This is a genomic window from Paenibacillus sp. YAE3 (assembly GCF_057546105.1).
Genome location: NZ_BAAIYF010000016.1, coordinates 1 through 25,944 on the forward strand (window position 1 = coordinate 1; position 25,944 = coordinate 25,944).

A 25,944-nucleotide genomic window follows, 5' to 3' on the forward strand; every position below is an offset into this window, starting at 1 on the left:
CTTGGTACAGCTAACGGAGTAGCTGGTGTTGTTGGTACGGTATACGTCACCGCCCCCGATTCTTGCGAATCTGTATATGCTGGGTTATTCGACTTCGCGGTAACCGTTAAAGTGTACTCACCGGGTGTTAACGGTGGTTCTAGAGTCGACAAGTCTAGTGTCGTTCCGCTTGGTACAGAAACTGGTGTTACATTGCCTTTACTATCCGTTATGCTCACTTCGTAGCTTCCTGCATTTTCGACTGCATCCCATGTTAACTGATCTCCAGTCACTTTCACATTGCTTGGTGCAGCTAATGGAGTAGCTGGTGTTAGCTTGTTTTCCACGACTTTTGTAAAATCTTGAACAGGCGCACCGTTTGTTCCTTTTATGTTACCTTTAGAAGCCAGATAAGACACTTCAACAATATCATCAGATTTAATATCTTCAGTTGTCTTCAAGATTAATGTCTTGCCATCTGTTCCTATTTCGAAGTCATTAATCGAAAGCTCTTTCGCACCAATTTTAACCGTAAGACCAGTTAAATCAGTTAGTTCAATCTCTTGATCGAAGGTTAGAGTAATCTCTTTCCCACCAGTTGTAACCTCTTCAAGAGTAGCTGTTTTCACTTTTGGCGCTTCCACACCATATGTGAAGAACTGTCCATTCGTTAATCCATCCGATACTGTAGCTACATAATATTCTACACCGTTAAGATCTTTGATCGCTAATTCATATCCCTTAGCGGAATTAAAATCTGCCTCACTATTACTTACAAGCAACTTTTTTCCGGCAGGAATAGCACTTGTAGGGATTGCTACTTGAACTTGACCAACTGCACCAGTGTTTTGTACCTTCCATACACGCTGGGCATGGTTTACATTTCCAATTTGCTGGTCAAAAACAAGCCCTTTTCCATTATCGCCCCAGATCAGATATTGCTTATCTGTAAGCAGATTAGTATTAAGCGCGTTCGTTTCAGCCAGTTCGCCGATACCAATCGCTACTTGGTCACCTGTATTAATGCTACGGCTTTGCTTTTGATACAAGCTCCCCGCATCATCACGGCCAATACCTGCAATATTTTTCGTGTAATTTGCATCTGCTACCCACACTTGGTTACCAGCAGCATCATAATAGTTACTCTTACCATCATTTAACGTAATACCGTACTTCAGAGCAAGGTAACTTTCTACCTTATTACGTTCCTCAGGCGTGGCTTTTTTATTTAAGACGATAATTTCAGCAACATTTCCGTTAAGGTAAGAAGGAGTGGTATTATCAGATCTTCTGCCTATCTGTGGTACTCCAATCATAGGATTTTCGAGTCCAGGTACTGAGTTGGTGAGCGCTGGACTACCATTTTTTCTGTATATACTACCTTCTTTATCACGAGCTGCATTCCATAAACCGTATTCCCCATTTTCAGGAGGACCCGCTTCCATATATTTACCTGCGCTGTTCTGTGCATCAGATAGAGGGAAGATTCCGGTATAAAATTTACTTTGGTAAGAAAAGAAGAAATACATGGCCTGGTGGCTTATACCCGTTTGTACTATTGGAGAAAGGATAGCGCCCCGATCCGTCCCCTTATCTCCATTCCATGCGGCTACGGTATATGCTTCCGTCATGTTAATCTCGGTATCGCCCCGCAAATACCCGTTCTTACCAAAATTAACGACAGGGTTAAAGTTTACACCATCCGATTGATAGGTTGGTGCTGTTCCCACAATAGAAAAACTATTCTTGCCAATCTGATCTTTCCAACCTGGAAGCGTACCGTCGCCACCGGCTGTTACACCGTCATCTGCTTTTAGCCATAAGGATACATTGCTACCTTTTACCCCGCCAGGCGTCGTTTTCCATACTAAAGTATTGTTTTCTCCATAACTTGCAAGAAGACCGCCTGAGTCTGCAACCAGATTTTCGATCCCTTTCAAATCTCTGGAATTTGCTTGTCCAAACTGTTTTCCCGGAATCATACGATTTTGTGCGGTAATACCCGCTTGCCCGGTAAAGTCTCCACTTAGAGTAATATTTTTAGAACCTTCCAGATAAACGTTTCGCTCCGATTCCCCAAACGTATTCCCAGTAATGACTGCATTGCCTGAAAGGTCAAACTCACCAGCTTTTACTTGAACTCCACCACCACTATTCCCAGTGATTTCGCCTCCAGTCATAGTGAATCTTGCACCAGCTATATTAATAAGGACCGCACTTGAATTCGCATGCATATTACCTGTAATTTTTCCACCATTCATTTCTAGGACCGAAGTTTGGTTTAGGAGAATGATTGCGCTTCCTCCTATAGTGTCATAATTGTTGCGTAAAATAGTGTCTTTTTCAATGGTCAGTTTTGAACTACCTATATTAAATATCCTTCCATCTACTAATTCACTCCCACCGTCAATAACGATATTTTTCAAAGTAAGGTGACCGCTATTAAGACCAAAAAGTGTTTTTGAACCGCTGCTCTTTGAACCACGATGAATCACAGCAGGCTTATCGGCTTCAGGGTCCGTAGTAATCGTAAACTTCTTGGCAGCATTCATATCAAAGGGTGGTGGCAATGTGATATCGTCCTTGACATATATCGTTCCCCCGTTATCAACCTCTTGATAGGCTTTGTTCAATGTCTTATAAGGATTCTCTTTAGTTCCATCCCCTGTGCTATCATTGCCGCCACTAGCTACATAAACTTCCGAAGAAGCAGCATAGCTGACTGGAGTCCCTAAGCTTGCCCCTAGACCCGTGAAGACAAGAGAAAAAATCAGGAACATCATCCCTATTTTCCGTAATCTAATGTTGTTGCTTAGCAAATAGATCATTCCTTTCTTGTGTAAAAGTTATCAATGCACTCTTTTAGCTACCCTTGTCCACCTCTTTTTTCACTTTTTTAACTGCTATGTCAGGATCACACGAGCTGCAGAAATCAATTGGCAGAAAACCGATAAGGATTACGGCCGGTCCTTACAGCAACGGGCTCCTTCAATAGAATACCTAAAAAAATAAAAACTCCATCCAATAGCAAGCGCCAGTAGACGGAGTTTTCCGTCGTATTCGGCAGCTGGCTGGCATAGGCACTTGGCTCCCTTTAGCCCCTTTAGCTTTGCGTCCCCGATTTTCAAGCGGGTTTGCTCTTTTCGTACGAGTGTATATATGTAAGATTTGCAGTAAAACTTCCTATTTGTTAGCCTTCCTCAAAATCATAGGCTAATCTACTAACCTCAATGTTGTTGAATTTTGTCGGATTTAGTACTTTAGTAGCTTCTTTTGACATTATATGAGACAATTCTGAATATTTTCTGAATCGGTCTGGTTTTAGAAGAGTCTCCTGCTATTAAAGAAGTTGTTACCAGAAGGAATTACTAAACAGATAAAAAAACAACCATTGACGACTTGTCGTCATCAATGGTTGTTTGCGTTGCTTCATTACTTGTCAATCAGGTTCGTTACTTTCAGCATTCTTGCCATCAGTGCAGTGACTTCCGCACGCGTCATTCCTGCTTTCGGGCTCAGATGCTTAGGTCCATTGCCTTGGATAATTCCCGCTGCGATCAGCTGGGCAACATCCGCTTTCGCCCAAGAAGCTACTTTATCCCCATCCGCATATGGTGCCAGCGTAGAAGCGATTTGCTCCTGATTCGGCACGTTTACGGATTGAATCAAGCGGTATGCACGAGCAATCATGGCAAAACCTTGCTCTCTCGTGATTTGCTGTCCGCCTTTGAAGTTGCCGTCCTCATATCCGCGAACAATATCAAATTCATCCGCGAGCGCTACAGCATTCCGATACCATGCCGTCGACGGCACGTCAGGGTAGATGTTTTGCGGCGCGTCCTGACGCATCAGACCTAGGCCCAATACGACGATTTCAGCGAATTCGGAGCGTGTCACATATCGGTTTGGCGAGAACGTATTGTCGCCGTTGCCTTTCAGGTCGAGTCTTGCGGCAATGTTGTTTACGTCCGCTCTGCCCCAATGATACTGGACATCCTCGAAATCCTGCGGATTCCAAATCACCGAATAGGTACCGCTGCTGCGCAAATCATTGATGAGTGCGAAATACCGGTTATTCACCTTCGTGACGACCGTCGGCACATGGAACACGCTGCCGTCCGGGTTCACAATAACGCCTGTCGTGATGCGGTTCGGGTCGATGCCTTCCGGAAGCGCGATGTATTTCGGCGCATACCCGTTCAACAACCCCGCTCTATCCGTTTTCCCGCCGTGCATAAAGCTCAAGTCAAGATCTACCGGATGCACAAGCAGTTCATAACCGCCTTGAGCTGCCTTCTCACGGGCAAGCTTGGCCAGATCGTCCGCAGAACGTTTGATTTTGATGTTAGCGGCAATATCGCTGAGCGGCGCGTTGCCGAATTGTTTGCTAATGGCATCCACATCAAGCTGTCCTGCAGGAACCGGATAAATCGCCAGCACATCTTCAATTTCCAGGCTGGAGCCGGTATCGGCGATCTTTTTCAAGCCTTCAAGCGTCAATCCTCGAACTTCAACATCGCCCTTACCCGGTACGCTGATGCCGAGTTTATGTCCTTTACCGTCCGCCAGAATGCCGGACAGCTTGTCCTTATCGATCGTAACCGTCGCTTGGTCACCGTTTACCGTACCCGAAGCAAACGATACATTCGAACCGTTATCGGTTGTGATGATGTTCCCCGGTTTCACAGGGTCTGTCGTTGGTGGTGGAGTTGTATTGCCTGTGCCCGAGTTCCCGCCATCGGTGCTGCCGCCGCCAGTGTTGCTGCTGGTTTCTCTCGTTACCTTCACGGTATATTCTTTGAAGCTGCCGTCTTTACCGGTAACTTTTACGACAATGTTATTCAGACCCACATTTAGCGCGAGATCATCGCTGATCTGACCACTAGGGACTTCTTTCTATTCCCCGTCATTTACGCGAATTTGAATCGTAGCGTTTGGATCCAGTGCCTTCGGCGTCAATTGAATCTGATACACGCTGTTACTTACGCTCATCGTGTAGGTATCCTGATTCGGATCGAAAGCCGGAGACAGACTTCCTACAGAAGGAACTAACGATTCCAATTTATTGGCCGCGTTTCCGCGAACGATGGTAATGGTGTACTTATCGATTTCCTTGCCAGCCTTATCTTGAACACTAACGATAATCGTGTTGTCGCCTACATTCAATGGAAGGTTACTCCACTCATCGGCAGAATACTCCGTGTTGTTCACGTATACCTTCACCTGAGTCTCGTCCGGATGTTTCGCCTTCGGATCCAGACTGATAGCGTATACGTCGTCCGTTACCGTAGCTTGATAATGCTTGTATTTCTCCAAATCAACATCCGGAGTCAGATTGATCGGCTTTTCCTGACCGTCTTCGATCAGTCCAGCAAGCTTCAGTCCATCCAGCTCCCCGCCTACCTTCACCAGATTCTTCTCAGCCTCTTGCAGAGCAGCCAAAGCCTGGTTTACCTGATCCTGGGTCGCACCAGGATCACGCAGTACGCTTTCTGCTGCATCAAGCGCGCTAGTCAGATTGTTCCAGCTTGCCGAGGTGTAGTCGGACCCGGTCAATTCGCTTGCAGCGATCTTGCCGTTGATTTCCTCCGCTTTCTGTTTCAGCGCGGATTTGTCGACAACGTTTGTCGTATCCACAGTAATGTCTCTTGACACTTTCGATACTTTGCTGTCTTTCTCAGCTGTCACTTCAATGGTGTACTTTCCGTCAGACAAATCTTCCGATGGTGTAAAGCTCCAGTCGCCGTTTCCATCTACAGTGGCTTTTCCTCCGGCATTTGGAACCACGTTGCCATCTTTGTCTTTGATCACTACGGTGACTTCCGTACCTGCTTCCGTTTTCCCTTTGATCGCAGGTTTCGTTACGTTCACCGTACCACTTGGTTCAGTGATCTCTAAGGCTGGAGAAGGAGGAGGTAAAATCTCATTCTCTGTCAGTGTAATTAACTTGAACCCAACAATTTTTCCATTTGAATCAACCTCATAGACGCCAACATATTTGTTCGTGTTCGCATCTACACCTTTGAGGTCAGAACCCGAGGTGTATTCTTGAGCACCCGCTGGAACATCTTCCCCTTGAAGCGGAAATGGGAGAAGCGTGTCAGAAACAAGCACCATCAAAGAATTTCCACTCTCAGGTGTGGCTGTTATTTTCGTTCCGGCTTCAGTTCCCTTAACCGCTGTAGCTTCCAGTGCTTTTGCAGGCGTGATGGCTCCATCCCAGAATTTAATAGAATACACCTTGCCGCCTTCTGGTCTCTCAACCCCCATAGTGGGAAGATCATCATGGAAAAAGCCGAAGCGAATTTTCCCATTTTGCAACTCAATTGGGGTAGCTTTTCCACCTGAATCGTTAATTTCAATTTCCTTGCGAAATTCCCCGTTAATCATCATATAGGCAGTAAACATTTTCGAATCATTATTTCTTGTAGCGATAATGTCGACAATTTGCTTTGGTTCAGCAGTTGTTGCTCCTTTTGTACCTACATTGTAAAACATCAACTTTCTGTCGCCATCACCAGTAAAATAAAATCCTTCTGTAGTCGTTTTATCCTTATAATCAATGATTTTGGTCCAATTAGGATTAAACTTGTCATAAGAAAAACGAACCCCTACTGAGTAACTACGAGAAATATCTTTATCAACGACTGGATCGATGTCGAGCGTAAATCCGCCACCTTTTTCATCTTTCCCTTCATTAATTGCCGTCCAATACCAATAGCTGCCGGCACTGTCCGCTCCGTACCCTTTCGTAGCGTTGCCATACATTCGAGTCTTACCATTAAAGGTATGTTCACCGGACACCTCTTCCAGTTTCGAGTGACCCAGTTTATCAACAGGCAACCCTCCATTTCCGGGGTCCCTAAACTCATAATCCACAATAAGATTAGGCGCTGAATCAGCCGCCTTCGCTACCGATGCGAACGCAGCTGGGAAGCCGCCAACCACAACGATGAACGCGAGTAAAACCATAAGCTGTTTCTTCCAAAATAACTTACTTCTTCGTGCTAACAATCGATCTCAACCTCCTGTTTCATTTCGTACCTCCCAGCAGTTGCGGGAAGATTCGAATTTTCTTAAATATCTTGGGACTTTTGCTCTACTCTATCTACGCTTACCTCAAAATAAGCATCTAGCCCCGTTCAATGGTTCAACAAACTAACAGAGTATATCAAAAAAAGCATCAGCTCCTTTCAATGCTGCAAACCTTTCATTGACCCTTTTCCAGACCGACGTACTCCAAATAAAGTGAAAAAACCCCCATCTCATTAGCGGACAGTGCGCAAGTAGACGGAGGTTTCCGTCGTATTCGGCAGCTGGCTGGCAGTAGCATTTGCATTTTTCAGCAAATCCTTTAGCCCCTTTAGCTTTGCGTCCCCGATTTTCAAGCGGGTTTGCTCTTTTCGTACGAGTGTATATATGTAAGATTTGCAGTAAAACTTCCTATTTGTTAGCCTTCCTCAAAATCATAGGCTAGTCTACTAGATGTTGTTGAATTTTGTCTGCTTTAGTACTTTAGTAGCTTCTTTTGACATTATATGAGGCAATTCTGAATATTTTCTGAATCGGTCTGTCCACATAGCGTTGGATTTCACGATCGCAGGTATACTCATGCTGCATCAGTGCTGAGCTTTTTAGTGTAAAAAAATAAAAACTCCATCCAAAAGCAAACGCTAATAGACGGAGTCCTCCGTCGTATTCGGCAACTGGCTGGCAGTAGCATTTGCATTTTTCAGCAAATCCGTTAGCCCCTTTAGCTTTGCGTCCCCATTTTTCAACGGGTTTGCCTTGATCCTACGATCTTGTATTTAGTTGGAAATTTAACTATTATACTAAGGGTATATTATTAAAGCGTATGAAATCAGGTTCTACGGCCTTATTTTTATAGTCATTTCTCTCCATTTGTAATATTTTGGAGAACTATGACTTTTTGACTTGAAAGAATGCGGCGACTGCCTATAAAGCCCCATATTTATGCTGTAAAAAAGCTTGTTTGAACAAAGTCCTTAATCAGGCCGGCGGGACCGTGGCAGACTGCGGCTATTACTTTATTGTCTCCGCAAAAAAGATCCCATCGAAGCCGTTTGCATCATCTCTGCTCAATTTATCTGTACCCCCCCAATTTTGACAAATAAAGTGAGAGAATGGTAGATTCTATCTATACTAATTCTTTCATTCGGGTGGGCTTATGAGAAGAAAATTACAAATTTATATATCGGCTACTTACTACGATCTTATCGAAGATAGACATGCCGCTGTTGAATCCATACTTCGAGCCGGTCATATCCCTGCTGGAGTCGAGCAATTTTTTAATGAAAGTCCACTGAACATGAGGAAAAGATGGATCGACGATTCCGACGTATATATCCTGATTCTTGGCGGATTCTATGGTTTAACGCTCCCCGATGATGAATCCAAAAGCTATACGCAATGGGAATATGAATATGCCGGAGAAACGGGAAAACCTAGATTTGCTTTTGTTCTCACAGATGAGAGATTAAGACAACTGCCATACGATTTTACAGAAATTGAGCACTATCAGGAGTTTCAAGCGTTTAAGCAAACGGTCATGGAAGAAGTCCCGATCTATTATGTTGATGATGTACGGCACATTAAAATGGTTCTTCATGATCAATTGCCGAAGTATGCAGCAAGAGACGATTTGTATGGCTGGGTTTCCGGCAAGGATATCCCGGACGTTCAAAAGCTGTTGGAAGAGAATGCAAGATTAAAGGCGGAGTTGGAGAAAAAGAAATGAACGAGGGGCTGGCCGAACCAGTCCCTTTTTTGGATCTTCCTTTAAAATTCCGTTTTTTCTCGATGACAACAACTAGGGCCCAATCATTGAAAAAAGGAGCGAAAAATCGTGTCTAAAAAGAAGTTGAACTTCACCTTATTAGTTCATTCATTATTTTGTTCATTCATTTTGATTGGGTTCCTCAGTGGCTGCTCACAAAATCGAATGGATTTTTACGAGAATACGGATACTACAGATCTATCCAAGGAAAATATCGGCGGGATCAAGATCGGATCCATTGAAAAGGATGTGACGAACGTTTTTGGTAAACCGGATTCTATCCATCGGTCACAAGAGCCTGATACTTATTATTTGATTTACGGTAAAAATGAAGATGTTCAATTCAAAATCGTAGATGGGGTTGTGAAAGAGTATTTTTTTTCGGACCAAAAGCTTACCACGGAAAAAGGTATCTCCATCGGGGATTCCAAGGCAGATGTTATTGAGAATTATGGCAAAAACTATTATACGAGAACTGATACAGGAGAAAAAGACAACGTTCTAGGTTATTTCGATAAAGAAAACAATATCGTATTGGAATTTATTTTCGAAAAAAACCTGGCCGTCATACTCTCTACGTATAATGGCACATCAAATCACTAATGGGTAAGCACAAAAGACTTCAGGAATTCATCATTAGTTGCTTCCTTAAACAAGACCTCGAAATTATGCAAAGCCCCACAAATGATGCATCGCAGAACAGGCTGACACAATCCGTACCGTCAGTATAGCGCTGTAATACATTGACTTTTTTTCCAAAACAAATTACTCTATACACAGCTTAGCGATAAGCGAGTTCCTGACATGAAGGGAGATGTGTTTTAATGGCAACGACTTATATGGTGGTTTGGTCTTAAAACTGAATATAGCAGGCATACGCGAAAAAAAGCGGGAAAACGCCCGTATTATTTGGTATGCCATTCAAAAGTAACCTTTCGTGAATATTGCTGTTTGCAGGATACGATGAAGGTCGTATCTTTTTTGCGTCCTGATGCCGCGCGACAGCAGCTTCTTTAGAGGCTGCTTGTCCGCGGCATTTTTGCGTCCAAAAAACAACATTAAAGGAGCTAACTAAAAAAACGTGATGGATTTGAAAGCCTATGGCTACACAGAAATATCATGCTCCCCTTTGGAGCAAGCAAACGAAAAAAACGGAGGTTGGAAGAGATGATTATTAAATATGAAACGCTGATCTATGCCTTAAGCCGACGGTTCAGGAAGGATATCATCTCTGCCGACTGCCAAACGATGCCGTTACAGGGCGGAACTGTGGGAAAAGTGTACCTGGTAACGGGGATCGCCGAAACCGCAGATAGTGAATCATTGCCGTACCGTATCGTGCTGAAAATCCAGAAGAAATGGGAGCGATACGGAGATCCGGGTTCATGGCGCCGGGAATTTGATCTCTACGCGTCCGACTTGGGAGCGACGTTCTCGGATGCCTTCCGCTGGCCGACATGTTATCACGCCGAGATTAATGCGGAAGAAAATGAATTCCGGCTATGGCTGGAATATATCGACGGCGTAACCGGTTTAGACTTGACCGGTGACATGTACGAACAGGCCGCGCTGGAGTTAGGACGCTATCAAGGCAAGCTGTATATGGAGAAGCCCGCTATGCTGCAGAGCCTGACCAACCTGAGCCATGCAGATCTCATGAAGAATACGTATCTGCATTACCGGTCATGGCCGGTCGTCTACGAGTATATCCGTTCGGATGGCTGTGATTTGCCGCAGCACGTGCGGCAAATGCTCATCGATATCGATGAGCATTCAGACGAAATTTTCGCCCGCATCGAAAAATTGCCTCTCGTGTTCTGCCACAGGGATTTCTGGGTAACCAACCTGATCTATGCCGACGGGAAAATCGCGCTCATCGATTGGGACACATCCGGATGGGGTTACTTGGGAGAAGATCTCGCAAGCCTGATTGCGGATGAAGCAGATATCGATCACATGGTCGAATACTACCAGCGATGCATCCCCGCGTATTACAAAGGCTTTTCGGAGTATGCGAATGTATCCCCTATCACTGATCATTGCGTCTACGAGATGATCCTTCTCATATTCGGGTACAGGCTTGTGGAGGGTTATCTCCACACAGAGGACGATGACGAGAAGACGAAACATGTCCATACGCTCCAAAAAATCTATGAAATGAAGACCAGCCCAGTGCAGATTTTTTAAAACCGTTCATAATTAGACACTCCACATGCGTCAAGTAACTCGACAATTTAAGCCCCAACATTTAGCCCGATTCTCTGCATTACCACTAGCGATGATACGGTTCTTCATACCACTTATAGCGCGAAATTAAAAGGCATCCGCTCGGATGCCTTGATTTTATGCCTATCAAAGACCGGTTGCCTCTCGATCAAGGGAAATGGCTTGCATGCAAGATGGTATAGACGCTTGCGTTCTACGCTCGATGTACGCTTGACACATTACGTTTACACCTGTAAACTTTAAATATCGTTTACGTGTGTAAACAAAAAAATCTAGAAGGGTGAATACGATGCACGAGTCTCCACACATTACCGAGGCTGAAAGCGAAGTGATGAAGCTTCTCTGGCAAAAGGAGCCTATGACCGCCAGCGAAATCATTTCCGAATTAACCCAACAAATGCAATGGTCGGATCAAACGATTAAAACCTTCCTGAATAGGCTTCACAAGAAAAAAGCCATCCGATTTGAAAAATCCGGCCGGAATTACCTTTACTATCCGCTCGTTTCGCATGATGAATACTTAAAATCCGAGAATCGCTCATTCCTGAATAGAGTTTATAAAGGAGCTGTAGGGATGCTGTGCGCGAAATTTCTCGAAGAAGAGTCACTTTCGGAGAAAGATATTGAGGAGCTCCAACAAATCTTGGAGAACAAGAAAAAGTCATGAGGTATCTGGAAACAACCTTCTCTCTTCTGTTCAACGCTTCAGTGGCATCGACGGTAATCCTATTGTTATTGCTTTTGATCCGGAAGCTGTTCCAAAAGCATCTTAAACCAAGAATTGTTCATATATTGTGGTTTCTTGTGTTGATTAAGCTTCTGGTTCCCATTGCTCCGCAGAGTCCGGTGAGCCTGTTTAATGTGCTGCCGCAAACGTTCCCGATGGAATGGGATTCAGGTCAGAAAAGTAAGCAACCTATTCACCTTAGCGAGAACGGTTCCAACCCGGAAATTCAGTCCAATGATGCGGATGTACAAAAAAATCTTCCCGAGTTCACCCTGAACCGTGCGGATGAACCCGTTCCTTCCGCCGTGTCGCGTTCTTCTCAAGATCATTCCCCAGTGAACACGGATAGACAGACTTGGCTATCGATTGGCTCGCTGGCGTGGCTTATAGGGTTTCTATGCTTGGGAGGATATTACCTGTTTTGCGCGCTCATTTTCAGAAATAGGGTCGGGAACTCCCTAAAGATCGAGGATGCTGAAGTACTCACCGCTCTTGAGGCGTGCAAACGGAAGCTGAACATAAAAAAACGGATATACGCCTATGAAACAAGCTATCTTCGCAGCCCTTGTCTTTATGGCTTATGGAAGCCGAGAATTTATTTACCTGAAGATATATGCACGATCGCCGACCCAAGCCAGCTGACGCATATCCTGATGCACGAGCTGGTGCACTACAAGCGTAAGGACCTATGGTTCAACTCCCTGTGGGCTCTTTCCGTAGGGATGCATTGGTACAACCCTTTGGTGTGGCTTTCCGTAAGAAAGATGAAGGCCGATCAGGAGGTGGCCTGCGACGCAAAAGTTCTTGAAACACTGGGAGAGCGCCAAGCTTTGCCATATGGCAAGACGTTACTCCTGCTGTCGCGTTCATTTTCCCAACAACCTCCTCCTGGGATCAACCTGTCGCATTTTGGGGACAGCAAATATGAAGCGAAACGGAGGATGATGATGATTACCAAGTTTAAGGAAGGTTCGTACAAGCTATCCGCCGCTGCGATTCTTTGGGTTATTGTCTTGGGAGCCATCTTGCTTACCAATGCGTCGGATGCCGGGAAGGATACTAGGTTGGATATGGCGGAACCATCCGTAAACCCTGGTTTGAATCTATATCCTGCATACAACGACAGATTCAGATGGTTTCATAGTCTGGATCGGGCTCTCGATTTCCCAAAATATAATTATAAAGTGCCTGACTATCTTCCTGAAGGTTATCATTTGGATGCTATATCATATTATAAGAATGTCACCAACATCAATGATACCGATCCTATTCTCGATGTAGCATCCGTTACTTTTGTATCTAACTTTGGCCAAAAAAATGAACAGACCATAGAGGTCAAGGCTTCCAAGGGCAAGGGTAATTTGTTGGAGGAAGGTGAATTGCGAGGAGCTCCTTATGCTCAGATTCACCCAAATCCGAACAAGCCGCTTGAATACCGACAGGAAGCTGTGACGATCGGAAATGTCAAAGGCGCTTTATTCACGGAAATGAGACGCGACAAGAAAAAGCCGGAAACCGGCAAAAGCTTCTACTGGCAGGATGACAACGTATGGTACGCAATCGATTATTATAGCGGGTATATGTCGCAGGAAGATCTCACAAAAATGGTGCAATCTTTTGTTAAACCGAAGGAAGTACAGCATGTCCGCTACGACGGAGCCGGAAACTCATTTCCCTTGTATGATGAGAAGGATTTGCTTGCGGCGAAGAATATTCTCGGCTTTAAGGTGAAAATCCCTCAGGAATTGCCCGGACTTAGCCTGAACGGTTCGGTACTGCTTAGAGCCGGCGACCAGAATACCAGGTATGGGTTCAGACAAACGACGGACGCTCTATGGACGACCTATCGCGGATCTGACGATTCCTCAACCAATGTCTCGCTGTATCAGAGCAAAGAGCCGCTTTTCGATGCGTCCCAACTCTCGCTCACCCGGACGCTGGAGATGGACGGCATCGCAATTTCGGCTTATGAAGATAAAAATCATGTCTACTTATCATCCGACGAAGACATAAAACTTCCTTATTACTTATGGAAGCAGAACGATATTTATTATACTGCCGTTTTCTGGGGCATGGACAAACTCCCGGAAGACAGCCTGAAGGCTATGATTTCGGCTCCCGTGCAATAGACTCGAAGAGGAAAGGGATGCCTTAGGAAATGGCTTCAATAAGCAAGCCCCTCTCGATCATGATTCGAGAGGGGCTTGCTTGTCATCCTATTACAGCATAGTTTGCCTTCACTTGATATGACTCAGCGAGCTGAAAAGATCGAGGGGTGAGCACTGGGCCGCCATCGATGTCCGACCAAGCAGTTATAGGCGTCTCGTACTAAAGTGAAGCGAGTACGCGTTTGATGATCGCCTTTACGAACTGGTCGTCGATCGGTTCGCGCGAGAACCAGCGGCGGTAGAAGAGCGGCCCCATCAGGGCTGCGACGATCGTTGACACATCGGTGTGTGCGGCCAGTTCGCCCCTCTCTATCGCGCGCTGCAGGACCTCTCGCAGGGGCGCCGCGTGTCCCCGCTGAATCCGACTGTGGATTTCCGCGAACTCCGGATTGCGCTCGGCGGTGTCGACGATTGAGGGCAGGACGAAGGACCAATTCGCCGTGGGCAGCAGATGCGCAATTTCCATCAGGATTGCCGTGACATCACCTTCGAGTGAGCCGGTATCGGGAGTTTCCTGCTCGGCAATCATTCGTGAACAGGCGTCGATCACCAGTGCTTCCCGCGTCGGCCAGTGGCGGTAGATGGTCGTCTTCGCGACCCCGGAACGACGCGCCACCTCGTCGACGGTGAAGCCACCCACACCGCCTTCGCTGAGCAGTTCAAACGCAGTGGTCAAAATGTTATGTCGCGAACGCTCGACGCGACTATTCATCTTAGCCGACGGCACACGTTCGGATTTCTTAGACGTATTCACCATCTTCCCTCCAACATCAACATATTTAAACTAAGGTTCGTTACTTTAAAACAAAGGTCCCTCACATTATACCATGAGGGCATCCCAGGCGCCGGATTCACGACCGCATCAGGCTTTGTCATGCGATCACTTGTACTTTTCAGGCTAATATGATACGATACGGTATCGTAGCGTTATATTCCATTATTGAAAGGTTGTTATCTCATGAATTTCGCTTCTGTACGCATCATTACCGACGATCTGGATCGACTCGTCATGTTCTATGAGAAAGTCACAGGCGTTTCGGCGAAGCGTCCCGCGCCTGTCTTCGCTGAGTTCGTTTTGCCATCGTGTACGCTGGCGATCGGCCACTCCCAAACGGTGCATCTGTTCGGCGCTGGTTCCGTGCGCCCGGCCGACAACCACACCGTCATCATCGAATTTCGCGTCCACGACGTCGATGCCGAGTACACGCGCTTGAAGCCGCTTGTCGACGAGTGGGTACAGGAACCGACCACGATGCCATGGGGGAACCGCTCTGCATTGTTTCGCGACCTCGACGGCAACCTCGTCAACCTCTTCGCGCCGGTAACGGAAGAAGCGCTCGAGCGGTTCAGCGGCAGGCCTTGACGGACAACTTTCCTAAATTTCATGCATTCGTATAAGCGGTTTGGTCGGCATGAAAAAACACATCCTAATTGGGGATACAGCATTCTTCTAGATAAACCTTCCCATGAACTGAAGGCATAATCGAGGTTTATCAATTGAAGAAAGCTTATTCACCAAAAAGGATGTGTGTTCCTGTCGCAATATATGGTTGGGTTAAGTTCTAAATTATGAAGCTTTTGCTGCCACTGCTTTTTGAATTAAAGCTTTTGCATCGTCAGTAGACAAAGTTTGTTTAGGTTGAAGCAACTTTTTCTCCGCTGCACTTAGAATACCTTTATCAATCAGTTTTGCCATAGATTTAACCGCATAGGCAGAAACGGTTTTGCCATCTTCAAAACCTGCAAGGATCGCAGCAGCGTCTTTATCAGAAACCGGATTGTTCAACAATCTAGCAAGAATGGTAGCCGCTTCTTCACGAGTGATATCACGATCCGGATTGAAGTTGCCGCTGTAGCCTTGAATAAATCCGGCATGAGCAGCTTCAGCAATAGCATCTGCATAGGCAGCGTTAGCAGCAACATCCTTAAATGCAGGTGCTGTGGCTACTTCGTTTAGTTTCAACATGTCTACCAGCGCACGTACAAATTCAGCACGGGAAATAGCTTCTGTGGTTACTGGTGTTTTCGGTTGTTCGGTAGATGCAGCCAGGTTCGTGATACGTCCTTCTTTTTTAGCCTCAATCTTACCGCCTTTAAACGTATCCACAATGTACTGATAGAATACATCCAGATCGATCGGACCTGCTAAGGATGATTTAGCATCCACCAGCACTTTGTAGTTATCTCCGCCTGCTGCCATAAAGTTGTTCACTACAGCCGTATACGTTTTTTGAGGATCAATCGGTGTACCATCTTCAAGAGTCAGACTGGTCACACGTTCTGCGACCGGCTTATTGAAATCTGCTGTATACTTCAAGCCAGAGATTTGCAGTGTTTTGGTGTTTGGTGTACCGTCAGCGTTTGTACCCCATTGTTGCTGCAACAAGGTTTGAATTTGTTTACCGGTCAGCTCTAGCTTCACTAAAGTATTGCCAAAAGGTTGGATTTTAGCAAGATCAGCAAAGGTTACATCGCCTTGCGGCAGATCCGCACGAATCCCGCCTGGATTCATAAATGCAAAGTCAGCAGCGCTTGCTTTATCACCAAAGTCTGCCTGACGCATGGCATCTGCAATGAGGTTTCCTAGAGGCGCTTCGTTATTATAAGCATCTGTACGAGTCACAGAACCATCTGTTGTACCTACCGGCTTCGTCAGCTCAGGATGCTTGTCTAATGATTTTTTAATAATAGCTAAAGATTCAGGGTCTTCTTTTACGCCGTCTTGATAAGTCGTTGTAACTGTAGCTGATTTTTCCGTTACATCCCCCGTCGCAGGGTCAATCATCAACTTAATATCTTCAAATGCCGTACCATAAGAATAAGCCTGCACGATCAATTTTCCATTCACTTCACCGTTAGCCAAAGCATGATTGTCACCTGCAACGATCACATCGACAGGGGAATCGGCAGGCAAAGCTTTGGCCAAATCAGCCGCTTCTCCAGTGGTTACGCCTTCTTTGGTTGTTGCTGGATCATGCGCCAGGACGATGATCGTTTCTACGCCTTGACCTTGCAATTCTTTTGCATATTTATTAACGGCTTCAACCTCTTCTTCTGCGCTTAAGAAACGCACACCTGCTGTGCCCGATGGGGATACCTTAGAAGGCGTCGCTTTCGTCACTAATCCGATAAATCCGATTTTAACTCCGCCTACTTCTTTAATCACATATGGCTTGATCAATGGTTTGCCCGTGGAGGTTTCAACGACGTTTGCATTGACATAATCAAATTTTGCTCCGGCATGGGTTACCTTGCCTTCTTTGGGATCAAGGCCGCCAAAGATTTGTGCTTTTAATGCAGCGATACCTTGGTCGAATTCATGATTGCCCAAAGAACCTACATCAAAGCCCATCATATTCATCCATTCCATCGTGGGCTCATCACGATCCAGGGATGAAATTGGAGCGGACGCGCCGACAGAGTCTCCATTATGGAAAAGCAGGGAGTTTTTATATTTGGCTTGAGCTTCTTTTAGATATGTTGCTAGAATTGGAGCAGTTCCTGCCTTTTTATCGCCAACCATCGATGTGGTATCTAACTGACCGTGCAGGTCATTGATACCGATCAAGTGTACTTCGACATCGTTGCCTGCAGCCGAGACAGAACCCGCCGCGCCAAACAGTTGGGAAAGCAATAGAGCAGTAGCAGCCACACGAATGGTGCTTTTACCCAGAACTTTTTTCCATAACATAAGATAAAAAACCCCTCTCCAAATTCTGTTCTGAAATACTTTAACATAAATCAAGTCATAAAAATCGTAAAGTATTTAAAATCTATGTAAAAAGTTTGGAAGATGGGTGTCTCTGAGTGGAAGATCCCCATGCAGCAGGCGTGGATGTCATCCTTGACGTTACCGCCGACGTCCCGCATGTTTTCCAGACGTTCACAGGTATTCTCGATGAACCCGATCAAGCCCTAGACCCTGCTGCGCTCTTCATCACACAGCATCTCAGATGAACTTAAGAGTTGAAAACGCGCAATAGGAGAGTCTCATATTCAGAAGACTCTCCTTATTCACTCGCTGGTTCTCTTTCGTTATCTTATCAGTGAACGCTTATCACATCCGTAAAATATAATATTCCACCTAATCAAAGGGTGAAATCATTATATATTCGTATCTACCAAAGTCAAATTTGTGCGTGCTGATTTCCACGCTTAATATTCAATATTTCATAAAATCGGATCTTGAACCGCGTAAGAAATGCTACTTACGGCTTTAGGGAGCATCTTGGATTCTGGTCCGCTGCGGTCCCCCATACAAGCGTGGCTATTGTCACACCTACTATTATTCAATATTTCATAAAACCCAAGCTTCAGCTGCTTAAATAAAGATTTTAAGAAGACCATTCTTGGATCTGATTCCCTGTGCCCCCACCAGCAAGCTCCTATTATGTGTAACACAAAACTGATCAGATAATTATTATTGCCTGTTCAGTTTTTTGATATTTTTAGTTTAATGCTAGAATTCAGCGTTACACGACATATAAAGTGAGGTCCAAACTCGCCAGGTTATATTGAAAGAATTGTTAAGTGAACTTTAAAGTAAGGAATGAATAATTTATAATGAGAGGTCTGATTTAATGCTAAGTACTATTGGTAAAACGCAAAAGCATCATATAGACATGTATCGACCATCAGATGTAGTATGGAAGTATTACGCTATATTACCTATAATTCTTGGTGGTGAAATCTTTTGCAAATTCAATTTATTGGTCAAGGGCTTCGAACTAACGATCTTCAAATGGGAAATATCATTAACGAGAGTCTTATGGCTGAGAAGTATAACCACTTTATTGGATATATCGCCTTTGTGAGCGAGGGTGGTGTGGATCGTTTAAGAAACAATCTTTTACAGTTCCTCAGCAAAGCGGGCAATACTGCTATTTTATTTGTTGGTGTGGATAATAAGGCAACCTCTAAGGAAGCACTAGAAGCACTATTAGATATCAAAGTTCCTACTTATGTTTATCATATACCAAACCCATCAGTTATTTATCATCCCAAGGTATATGTATTTAAAGGACAGAATGAGTATCGAATTATCACAGGGTCTTCAAACATGACCACTACTGGACTTTACCAGAACGTCGAAGCATCTTTTCTTATTGATGCCGACTGCCAAACTGAAAGAGATTTGCTAGACAACATTGAATCTTATTTCGCTGAATTTTTAGATGGCACAGATAAAAGCCTGAGATTGCTAGATCATACCCTCATTGACCAACTGTACTCACAAAATAAAATACCTTCAGAATCTTCAAGGAAATACGGTGGAGAGGTAATACTTGGGGAAGGTTTCGCTGATTACGATACTAACCAAGGCGCAAGTAATAGTGGTATTACCGTTAGTATCCCCTTTTTTCCTAAACGAGATATCCCCTCCGCACCGGCCAGAAGCACTCAGAAACCAAAGTCTGAGGAAGCATCGGATTCTGAGGGTACCTCGGGTACTCAAGAAGGCGCTGCAGCAACCTCCGAATATACAGTAACAACTACTGGATCGCCTTCAACAGCTGCGGAAGCCGGAGCCACTACATCACCAGCTACAAATACAGGGGTCGGGGCGGCTACATTGCCATCTGGTGGTATATCAACCGGAACGAACGCATCACCTCCAAGTACAGGGACTGGAACGGCTGCTGCCACTTCGGGTTTAAATCAAGCTAGGAGGACTATCTGGTTCCAAACAGGAGCACTTACAGGGGGGTCCGGTAATATCCTGGATCTCTCACAAGTTGGAAGAAACGGCGGGACTGGTGGAGTACAACTTCTTAACCCTAGTATGAGAAATAATCATTCGATCACTATTAGGTATAATGGTACCGATTATATTGATAACACCGTAAAGTTTCCACTTAACTCTTCCGGCAAAACTAATGGTACATGGCGTCTTCAAATGAAAGGAATCGGGCCATCCAATCAAAGATTTACCGATCACACGAGAAATGGTCAGCTAAAGCACAAAATTCTTGTCCTAAATGAGATTGGGCCAGATCATTATGAGCTCACGGTTGAACCGAACTCCAGATTATCCCATTACCAAGCAATAAGTAGCTTTGTCGATCAAAGCCCTCCAAGAGGACGATTTTACGGCAGAATTTAATTAATATAAAGGAGCTATTATTAAGATGCCACCACGTAGAGTGCATGTCGTAAAAGTACCAACAACAAACCGTGATATTTTCCCATATAGCCACTATTAGAGACCAAGGGCATAATCCAATGATGGATGTTCAATTTGAGAAATTTGAGAATAATCAATTCATATTGGTTTGCGAAGGTTTATTCAAGACCCAGTCTTTACAGAGCTGGCGTATACACACCTCTAGCCTCATCGATGTGTGGTAGGGTTTGTGTTCCAACTCTAAAATCCTCTGGTTCTAGTGTTGCCAGTTCAGCGATGTGGGCAGCACCAACTAATGAAAATATATCTGCCCCTAGTTCCATAGCTGCTTGAACTAGTGACTTTTGACCAAACTCTACGAGTATAGCTGGTTGCAGAATTGTTGGTCAGTTTAGAAATATCTACTTGGACCGTGAAATTCGTCTAGGAATTAACCTAAATGGGGGCAGGATAATTGGTACCATTGATCCCGCAATAACTCAACTCCACACAGTCCCCGAAGACGAACTTAGCGTTGGTGGTGAGACTAACCCCATTAGAAAAGCCATAGGGAGGCTTGAGAATCAGATTAAACATTGAACAGGCTCAAAACTGTGCTGCAACACTTATACATTACGGGCAATAATAAAGAAAAAGACCACTCTTTACTGAAAGAAAGAGTGGTCTCCCAATTTATTAAAGAATAGTTCAATTTCTTCCGTGTTATAATAACTTGGAAAACTAGTAACAATAGCATGCCACTGTTCTTTGCTAACTCTATATGTGTAAGCAATCAATATATCAATTTCAGCTATGACTGTTTTTCGTTTATTACTTGCTACCGTATTGACTGGATAATTATCAGGCATAATCTGTCGCGAGAAATCTGCTAATCTTGTATCATTCCCTAATAAAACAGCTACTCTACCAGCAATATGATTGTATATTGTGTCTTCCACCCCTTGGAAGTTTATAATCTTATCGAAGTCCTCAAGTTTAGGTATTGCAATCTGTTTAAGAATCTTCTGAGTTAAATCAATACCATTCAACTTTAGTCTTACCATGTAGTCGAAAACTATTGAATTAAACAGCGCCAATAAAAGCGTTAGGTGATTGCTATTCTTTAATTGCAAAAATTGTACTGACTGCGATGCAGGCATATGCGGGAGTATTGTTGCAATACAAGTTCTCCTATTTGAAGCAGAGGTTAGACTTCTCCACATCAAAGAATATTGTTCTTGGTAGTTTTTTGTAAGTGCGTTCCACTTATCTTTTCTTATGAAATATCTAGACATTGGAATACAATTAGGGTCTTCCTTCATTTCCTCACTCATAAGTTTTGAGCTTGCTTTACTACCATACTTTTTCTCATGTTGCATTCCCTCATACGTTGAATACCTTCCGTCATACAACTCAATAAACTTACCTTCATATACTGGTAAATTTCTTTCTGATTGTTCGGTTTCAATAAACTCAGCATGATTTGTATAATGCACAATTCGCCCAAATTTGCATTCTGGAAAAACCTCAGATAGTACAGGGTGTTTTGAGTGCATTTCCAACAAAAATGCCAACTCATTGCTATCCGTGACACTTGGGAGCATGCCAGTTAAAGGATTTAATAGTTCCAAATCATTAGTTCTGATACGTAGATCGGTGGTTGTAAATAATTCTTCTGGAATTGTAAGCCCAGATTTATAACTAAAAGAATCATTGGAATTCAAACCAAGTATAAGTACGCAGAATCTCTCCCGATTATCTATAGCAAATATGTTCTTTCTATTGATGAAATCATAACAGCTTATCATCAACTTGTTCTTTACTAAATAATTAAAAATATTTTCATTCACAGGACTCACTACAATTGCGCTCTTAACTACATAGCAAATCCGACCCTTAGGTGAAAGGTTGGATACGGCGAGTTCTGTGAATAGAGAATAGGTATTTAATTCACCACTTACAGAATAGTGGAATTTTTGTTGTATAAGCGCTTTAGACTTGTTCAAACTATTTGTAAATTTTATATAGTAACCATAAAGCAATGGCCTACTATCCTTTAGATTCACTATCGCTTCTGAACGCTGATCTTTTTTAGTAGTACTGGCTATACTCCCTGCCCACGTTCGAAAAAAGGATTTATCCTCAAACCGGATCTTCTCCCAAGGGGGGTTTCCAACAATAAGATCGAACCCATTTCTCGTTTCATCCTCCGCTTCTCCCCATGAAAGACCTAGGTCTGGGTGGTATAGATATCCTTTAGCTGCAATGCTTCTCTTTTCATCACTAGCTATTGCTGAATTAACCGGGGGAAGCAATGGGTTTCCGTGTATAAAATGTTTATTGAGAGCGTCCATGTTACCAGAAAAGTTTGTCTCTAGAATGATTTCATTTTTTGCAATACAAAGTGCAATAAAATCAATATCTACTCCCCAGATATTTGATATTAACTGGTTAATCATCTGCTCCTTAATTTCGTGATTACTTTCCAGAACCAAATAATGATTATAATAACGTACTACAGACTTCAAGAACTGTCCTGTACCGCATGAGAAGTCAATTACTTTCAAAGACGATAAAAAGCTGGAAATCTGTATAAGGATTTTTTGATACTTTTGATTATTCTGAGAAAATTCTTTTATATTAAATTGTCCTTCAATTATCTGATCAAGAAGCAGTCTTACAGAACTATCTGCCAGCTCCTGAGGTGTGTAGTACGAGCCTGACCTATTTCTACTTGATTTATCTTGGATAAACCGAAATCCCTCTGAATCATGGACCCATTCAAAGGAGAGCAGTGCTTCATAGATTAAACCAACGTTCATCTCCTCTTGCTCGGTACCCAATCTTTGATACCAGCCCCCCAAATATTCTCTCTCTTGCGGGGATGTATTCTTCAAATAACCAAATAAGTCTGCATTCCAAGGACACCTTGTTAAAAACTGCTTAACAACTTGCTCAAACTGATTGCTTTCAGCTTCAAATAAACCTACACTCTCATATTTACTTATTAAAAGAATACCTATACATAGAGCTATTTTTTCCGTCTTAATCCTGTTAATTTGTTCCGGATCAATATCAGTTACTAAACGGTTCTCTGCTATCGACCCGTTAATACTTTCTTGTACCATCTGTACAATATCTAATATTATCTTACGACTCATGATGTATTTCCCTTCCAAGCTAAAGACGTATAATATCTAGACAGTTGTTAGTTCGCTAACAGGGCATAACACTGCATTATTCGATGTCTTTAGCAATTTGACTATTGGGCTACCATAAAACACCTTATTATGAATATCCTCAAAGCGATTCATAAGCCAATATTCAAGCTCCCCCTTGCCTAAAAAGGGAACTTTACTCTCAATACTTATAATTGCTTCATTTACGCTTATCTCGCCATGATTCTCATAGTTATGACCATGCAAGTTAAAGACCATTAATAAAGTTTTGTGAAGTAGGTCATCGATATATTTTTGTTTTACCTCGTGCAAATGCGGCATCTGTTCAATAATGTGATTATAAACTTCCTCTGGGTGGATGAGTAATGTTTGGGAGAGGTCCTCTAGCACGCCTTCTACTCCATACCTTTTCTTCCCCCTTGAAATGTACTGGCAAGATTCATTAAGAAGTCTAGATATATTCTTGTCTGTTTCACTCGGGGACCATTGTAACTTCTTATTTCTTTTAATCTTATACGAAGGCACCCCAACAGTATCCTCAATCTGTAGAATATCCATTTCCGATAACCCCAAATACTCCTGAACATGCAATTCAATTGCATATTCCTTCCCCAAACGCTGCAACTCGTCATGCAGATCTTTATTGATACTCGTCATGACGTAATCTTCGAGTGACTTTATTCCTTCGAAGTTTGGTTCCACATATTCATGATTACTTAACTTCCTACTCAAGTAGCTTTCTTTTATCTTCAAGCATTCTTGGCCTAGTTTCTCTAACTGTTTAGATAAAATTAACTCGGTTGTAACCGGTAATTGTCCAATATATCCTGCAGCAATTGTGAATTTTGGCGACAACAGCTTAAGAAAATAACTCGCTGTTCTCGAATTCAAGTAAGCAAGATGCGCAAATTTATTACCCAAGTGAATACGAATTCCTGGACCAGAGGCGATAAATACTTGACCTTCTTTTAGTACTCTGACACTTAACCCCAAAGTTCCAGTGTCGCTATACACTAATTCTGTCTCACTCATGTACTTCAAGTTCCGAACAGCAGAACCAGGGTGAAGTTTTATATATTCTGCGTCCCTTCCCCACCTTACTTTGAAGTGGTTTAATCCGCTCCATTTTGAATACCCTCCGCCTTTACTTACAAGAACCCAATCAGGGTCATCTATACGATTCCATGCATAATCAATAAATAATTTATTGTCTCCCGTTGAGGTCCCTTGCATAGGCGTGGCAAATTCCTTATAAGATTGCATACTTTTTAGTATGCCACTTAGTGAAGCAGATACGCTGTATTGAAAAACATAACCCTCATTTTGCAGGAAATGTGAGGCTGGAAGATTAAAAATTACATCATTACTCACTTTTCCATGAAGTAGTGCTTCTTCTTTTTCCTCAAGAGAAAGCATTTTAAGGTTCATAAATTTAATAACGGAATCCCGCTTCTTATTCGATAATACGGTTAATGCCACCGTCGTTTTTTCACCGTTGATATCATAAAAAGAGTTTGAACCTAAATCAACTACTTCTAGAACTTGCCCTTCTTCAAGTAGCTGTTTCCTTATTTGCGTGTAGCTACTTAAATACATCCAACTAGTTTGATTTACGATACCAATAGCCCCAGTTGCATTAGTTAGCTCAATGCACCTTAGAATAAATGCAATACAGAGGTCACCTTTTGATAAGGGATAAGCTTCCTTCAGAAAGTTTAATAAATCCTTCCCCATGTTTCGCTTACCCATAAAAGGAGGGTTTGTAATGATTACATCAAAATAGTGATCCTTGAGGATTTCCCCAATTGAATACATTGAACCATCGCTAGTGTTTTTGACAATCCTGTTTTGTGCAGAATTCCTTCTTAAGGAACCAACTTCATCCCCGTACAAGCTAGTAGTATAAATTGAGGGTGTGACCTCAATAAACTCTGGTGCAGTATAAGAAATTGCCTTTAAATACAAGGAAATTGCTGCAATTTCCGATAAATCAGAGTCAATATCATACCCACAAAGGACATTCTCAAGAATAATTTTTAGTAACAATACCTTAGAATCGGTATATGGAGAGAACCTTTGATATAAAACATCTAAGGCATAAATAAGGAAATTTCCTCCACCGCATGCAGGGTCTATTATTCGGATATCACGGAGTTCTTTTTTATTCTCAAAAACTCCCCTAAGCGCTTGATTTACCAAGTAACTTACCATATAGTCTTCGGTAAAGAATTGTGTAGCAGGAGCTATCGAGTCTCCTCCAATTTTCTTACCCTCTTTTAGAGATGATCCATATACTTCTTTTTCTTTATCATATTTTAAATACTGGTATGACCACGCGAGGATATTATCGTAGGGCCCATCAAGCAAACGGGTATATTCACATAATTTCTTCACATATAAAAATGGAACCCTCTCTAGAGAGTCTAACTTTTCTTTTATGGATGGAAACTGAGAAGTAAGTACCTGAATTTCCTCTGCATATTGATTATTAAAATCATAATAATTGCCGATTTCATAAGTCTCTTTCCCCATAATGCGCTTAAGCAAGCAAACTGCCATAATGGAGAGAATGGTCATATTATATTCACTATATGTCAGAGTATCTATGAGATTATTATCGTACTTTACTTCTCGGCAAATCCTTTTTAGTTCTCTACGTACCGCAATATTATACAAAGGATTCCCCTCCTTAATTCATGACCTAATTATTATATCACATTTGAGGTGACGGAACATGTGTTCTAAAAATACAAAAGGCCGCAGCG

General features: G+C 43.1%; 14 protein-coding genes and 3 riboswitches. Of the genes, 7 read left to right on the top strand and 7 right to left on the bottom strand.

Annotated features, from left to right (window positions below):
• From AC27KL_RS24220 to AC27KL_RS24230, 3 genes are all read right to left on the bottom strand, one after another.
• The coding region (locus tag AC27KL_RS24220; protein WP_487171376.1) for a DUF8202 domain-containing protein at positions 1 to 2,762 on the bottom strand (2,762 nt) is incomplete at its 3' end.
• A gap of 276 nt (positions 2,763 to 3,038) precedes the next feature.
• Positions 3,039 to 3,128, bottom strand: a riboswitch (cyclic di-GMP riboswitch).
• 283 nt (positions 3,129 to 3,411) lie between these two features.
• Positions 3,412 to 4,830, bottom strand: a complete 1,419-nt coding sequence (locus AC27KL_RS24225) for an S-layer homology domain-containing protein (protein ID WP_487171377.1) — start codon at positions 4,828 to 4,830, stop codon at positions 3,412 to 3,414.
• 45 nt (positions 4,831 to 4,875) lie between these two features.
• Positions 4,876 to 6,993 carry a cadherin-like beta sandwich domain-containing protein gene (locus AC27KL_RS24230; RefSeq protein WP_487171378.1) on the bottom strand — a complete coding sequence of 706 codons (2,118 nt, stop codon included), beginning with the start codon at positions 6,991 to 6,993 and terminating at the stop codon, positions 4,876 to 4,878.
• A 294-nt stretch (positions 6,994 to 7,287) separates the two neighbouring features.
• Positions 7,288 to 7,388: riboswitch (cyclic di-GMP riboswitch) on the bottom strand.
• A 289-nt stretch (positions 7,389 to 7,677) separates the two neighbouring features.
• A riboswitch (cyclic di-GMP riboswitch) is annotated at positions 7,678 to 7,777 on the bottom strand.
• A 390-nt stretch (positions 7,778 to 8,167) separates the two neighbouring features.
• On the opposite strand from AC27KL_RS24230, the gene AC27KL_RS24235 reads away from it, so the two are divergent.
• From AC27KL_RS24235 to AC27KL_RS24255, 5 genes are all read left to right on the top strand, one after another.
• A complete protein-coding gene (locus tag AC27KL_RS24235) occupies positions 8,168 to 8,737 on the top strand; it encodes a DUF4062 domain-containing protein (RefSeq protein WP_487171379.1) in 570 nt (189 codons plus the stop codon).
• Positions 8,738 to 8,845: 108 nt separating this feature from the next.
• On the top strand, positions 8,846 to 9,379 hold the full coding sequence (locus AC27KL_RS24240; RefSeq protein ID WP_487171380.1) for a hypothetical protein: 534 nt from the start codon (positions 8,846 to 8,848) through the stop codon (positions 9,377 to 9,379).
• 564 nt (positions 9,380 to 9,943) lie between these two features.
• Positions 9,944 to 10,963 (top strand): phosphotransferase, encoded by a 1,020-nt coding sequence (locus AC27KL_RS24245; RefSeq protein ID WP_487171381.1) that lies wholly within the window; start codon positions 9,944 to 9,946, stop codon positions 10,961 to 10,963.
• Positions 10,964 to 11,291: 328 nt separating this feature from the next.
• Positions 11,292 to 11,669: a BlaI/MecI/CopY family transcriptional regulator gene (locus tag AC27KL_RS24250; RefSeq protein WP_487171382.1), complete on the top strand. Its 378-nt coding sequence runs from the start codon at positions 11,292 to 11,294 to the stop codon at positions 11,667 to 11,669.
• Positions 11,666 to 13,858, top strand: a complete 2,193-nt coding sequence (locus AC27KL_RS24255) for a M56 family metallopeptidase (protein WP_487171383.1) — start codon at positions 11,666 to 11,668, stop codon at positions 13,856 to 13,858. Before AC27KL_RS24250 ends, AC27KL_RS24255 begins: the two co-directional genes overlap by 4 nt.
• 199 nt (positions 13,859 to 14,057) lie before the next feature.
• On the opposite strand, the gene AC27KL_RS24260 is transcribed toward AC27KL_RS24255, so the two are convergent.
• Positions 14,058 to 14,654: a TetR/AcrR family transcriptional regulator gene (locus tag AC27KL_RS24260; RefSeq protein WP_487171384.1), complete on the bottom strand. Its 597-nt coding sequence runs from the start codon at positions 14,652 to 14,654 to the stop codon at positions 14,058 to 14,060.
• 201 nt (positions 14,655 to 14,855) lie between these two features.
• On the opposite strand from AC27KL_RS24260, the gene AC27KL_RS24265 reads away from it, so the two are divergent.
• Positions 14,856 to 15,260 (top strand): VOC family protein, encoded by a 405-nt coding sequence (locus AC27KL_RS24265; RefSeq protein ID WP_487171385.1) that lies wholly within the window; start codon positions 14,856 to 14,858, stop codon positions 15,258 to 15,260.
• 204 nt (positions 15,261 to 15,464) lie between these two features.
• Here the strand turns inward: AC27KL_RS24265 and AC27KL_RS24270 are convergent, their stop codons facing one another.
• The gene (locus AC27KL_RS24270) at positions 15,465 to 17,588 is read right to left on the bottom strand and encodes a 5'-nucleotidase C-terminal domain-containing protein (protein WP_487171386.1); all 2,124 of its coding nucleotides are present in this window, start codon (positions 17,586 to 17,588) and stop codon (positions 15,465 to 15,467) included.
• 1,002 nt (positions 17,589 to 18,590) lie between these two features.
• Between AC27KL_RS24270 and AC27KL_RS24275 the strand changes: the two genes are divergently transcribed.
• Positions 18,591 to 20,000 (top strand): phospholipase D-like domain-containing protein, encoded by a 1,410-nt coding sequence (locus tag AC27KL_RS24275; protein WP_487171387.1) that lies wholly within the window; start codon positions 18,591 to 18,593, stop codon positions 19,998 to 20,000.
• A 665-nt stretch (positions 20,001 to 20,665) separates the two neighbouring features.
• Here the strand turns inward: AC27KL_RS24275 and AC27KL_RS24280 are convergent.
• Positions 20,666 to 23,161, bottom strand: a complete 2,496-nt coding sequence (locus AC27KL_RS24280) for an Eco57I restriction-modification methylase domain-containing protein (RefSeq protein ID WP_487171388.1) — start codon at positions 23,159 to 23,161, stop codon at positions 20,666 to 20,668.
• A 36-nt stretch (positions 23,162 to 23,197) separates the two neighbouring features.
• Positions 23,198 to 25,855: an HsdM family class I SAM-dependent methyltransferase gene (locus AC27KL_RS24285; protein WP_487171389.1), complete on the bottom strand. Its 2,658-nt coding sequence runs from the start codon at positions 25,853 to 25,855 to the stop codon at positions 23,198 to 23,200.
• Positions 25,856 to 25,944: the final 89 nt, after the last annotated feature.

What these genes read in the sequence shown, in the direction of transcription:
- AC27KL_RS24235 (WP_487171379.1), top strand. Translation starts at nt 8,168, where the DNA reads ATGAGAAGAAAATTACAAATTTATATATCGGCTACTTACTACGATCTT.
- AC27KL_RS24245 (WP_487171381.1), top strand. Translation starts at nt 9,944, where the DNA reads ATGATTATTAAATATGAAACGCTGATCTATGCCTTAAGCCGACGGTTC.
- AC27KL_RS24250 (WP_487171382.1), top strand. Translation starts at nt 11,292, where the DNA reads ATGCACGAGTCTCCACACATTACCGAGGCTGAAAGCGAAGTGATGAAG.
- AC27KL_RS24255 (WP_487171383.1), top strand. Translation starts at nt 11,666, where the DNA reads ATGAGGTATCTGGAAACAACCTTCTCTCTTCTGTTCAACGCTTCAGTG.
- AC27KL_RS24260 (WP_487171384.1), bottom strand. Translation starts at nt 14,654, where the DNA reads ATGGTGAATACGTCTAAGAAATCCGAACGTGTGCCGTCGGCTAAGATG.
- AC27KL_RS24265 (WP_487171385.1), top strand. Translation starts at nt 14,856, where the DNA reads ATGAATTTCGCTTCTGTACGCATCATTACCGACGATCTGGATCGACTC.
- AC27KL_RS24270 (WP_487171386.1), bottom strand. Translation starts at nt 17,588, where the DNA reads ATGTTATGGAAAAAAGTTCTGGGTAAAAGCACCATTCGTGTGGCTGCT.
- AC27KL_RS24280 (WP_487171388.1), bottom strand. Translation starts at nt 23,161, where the DNA reads ATGAGTCGTAAGATAATATTAGATATTGTACAGATGGTACAAGAAAGT.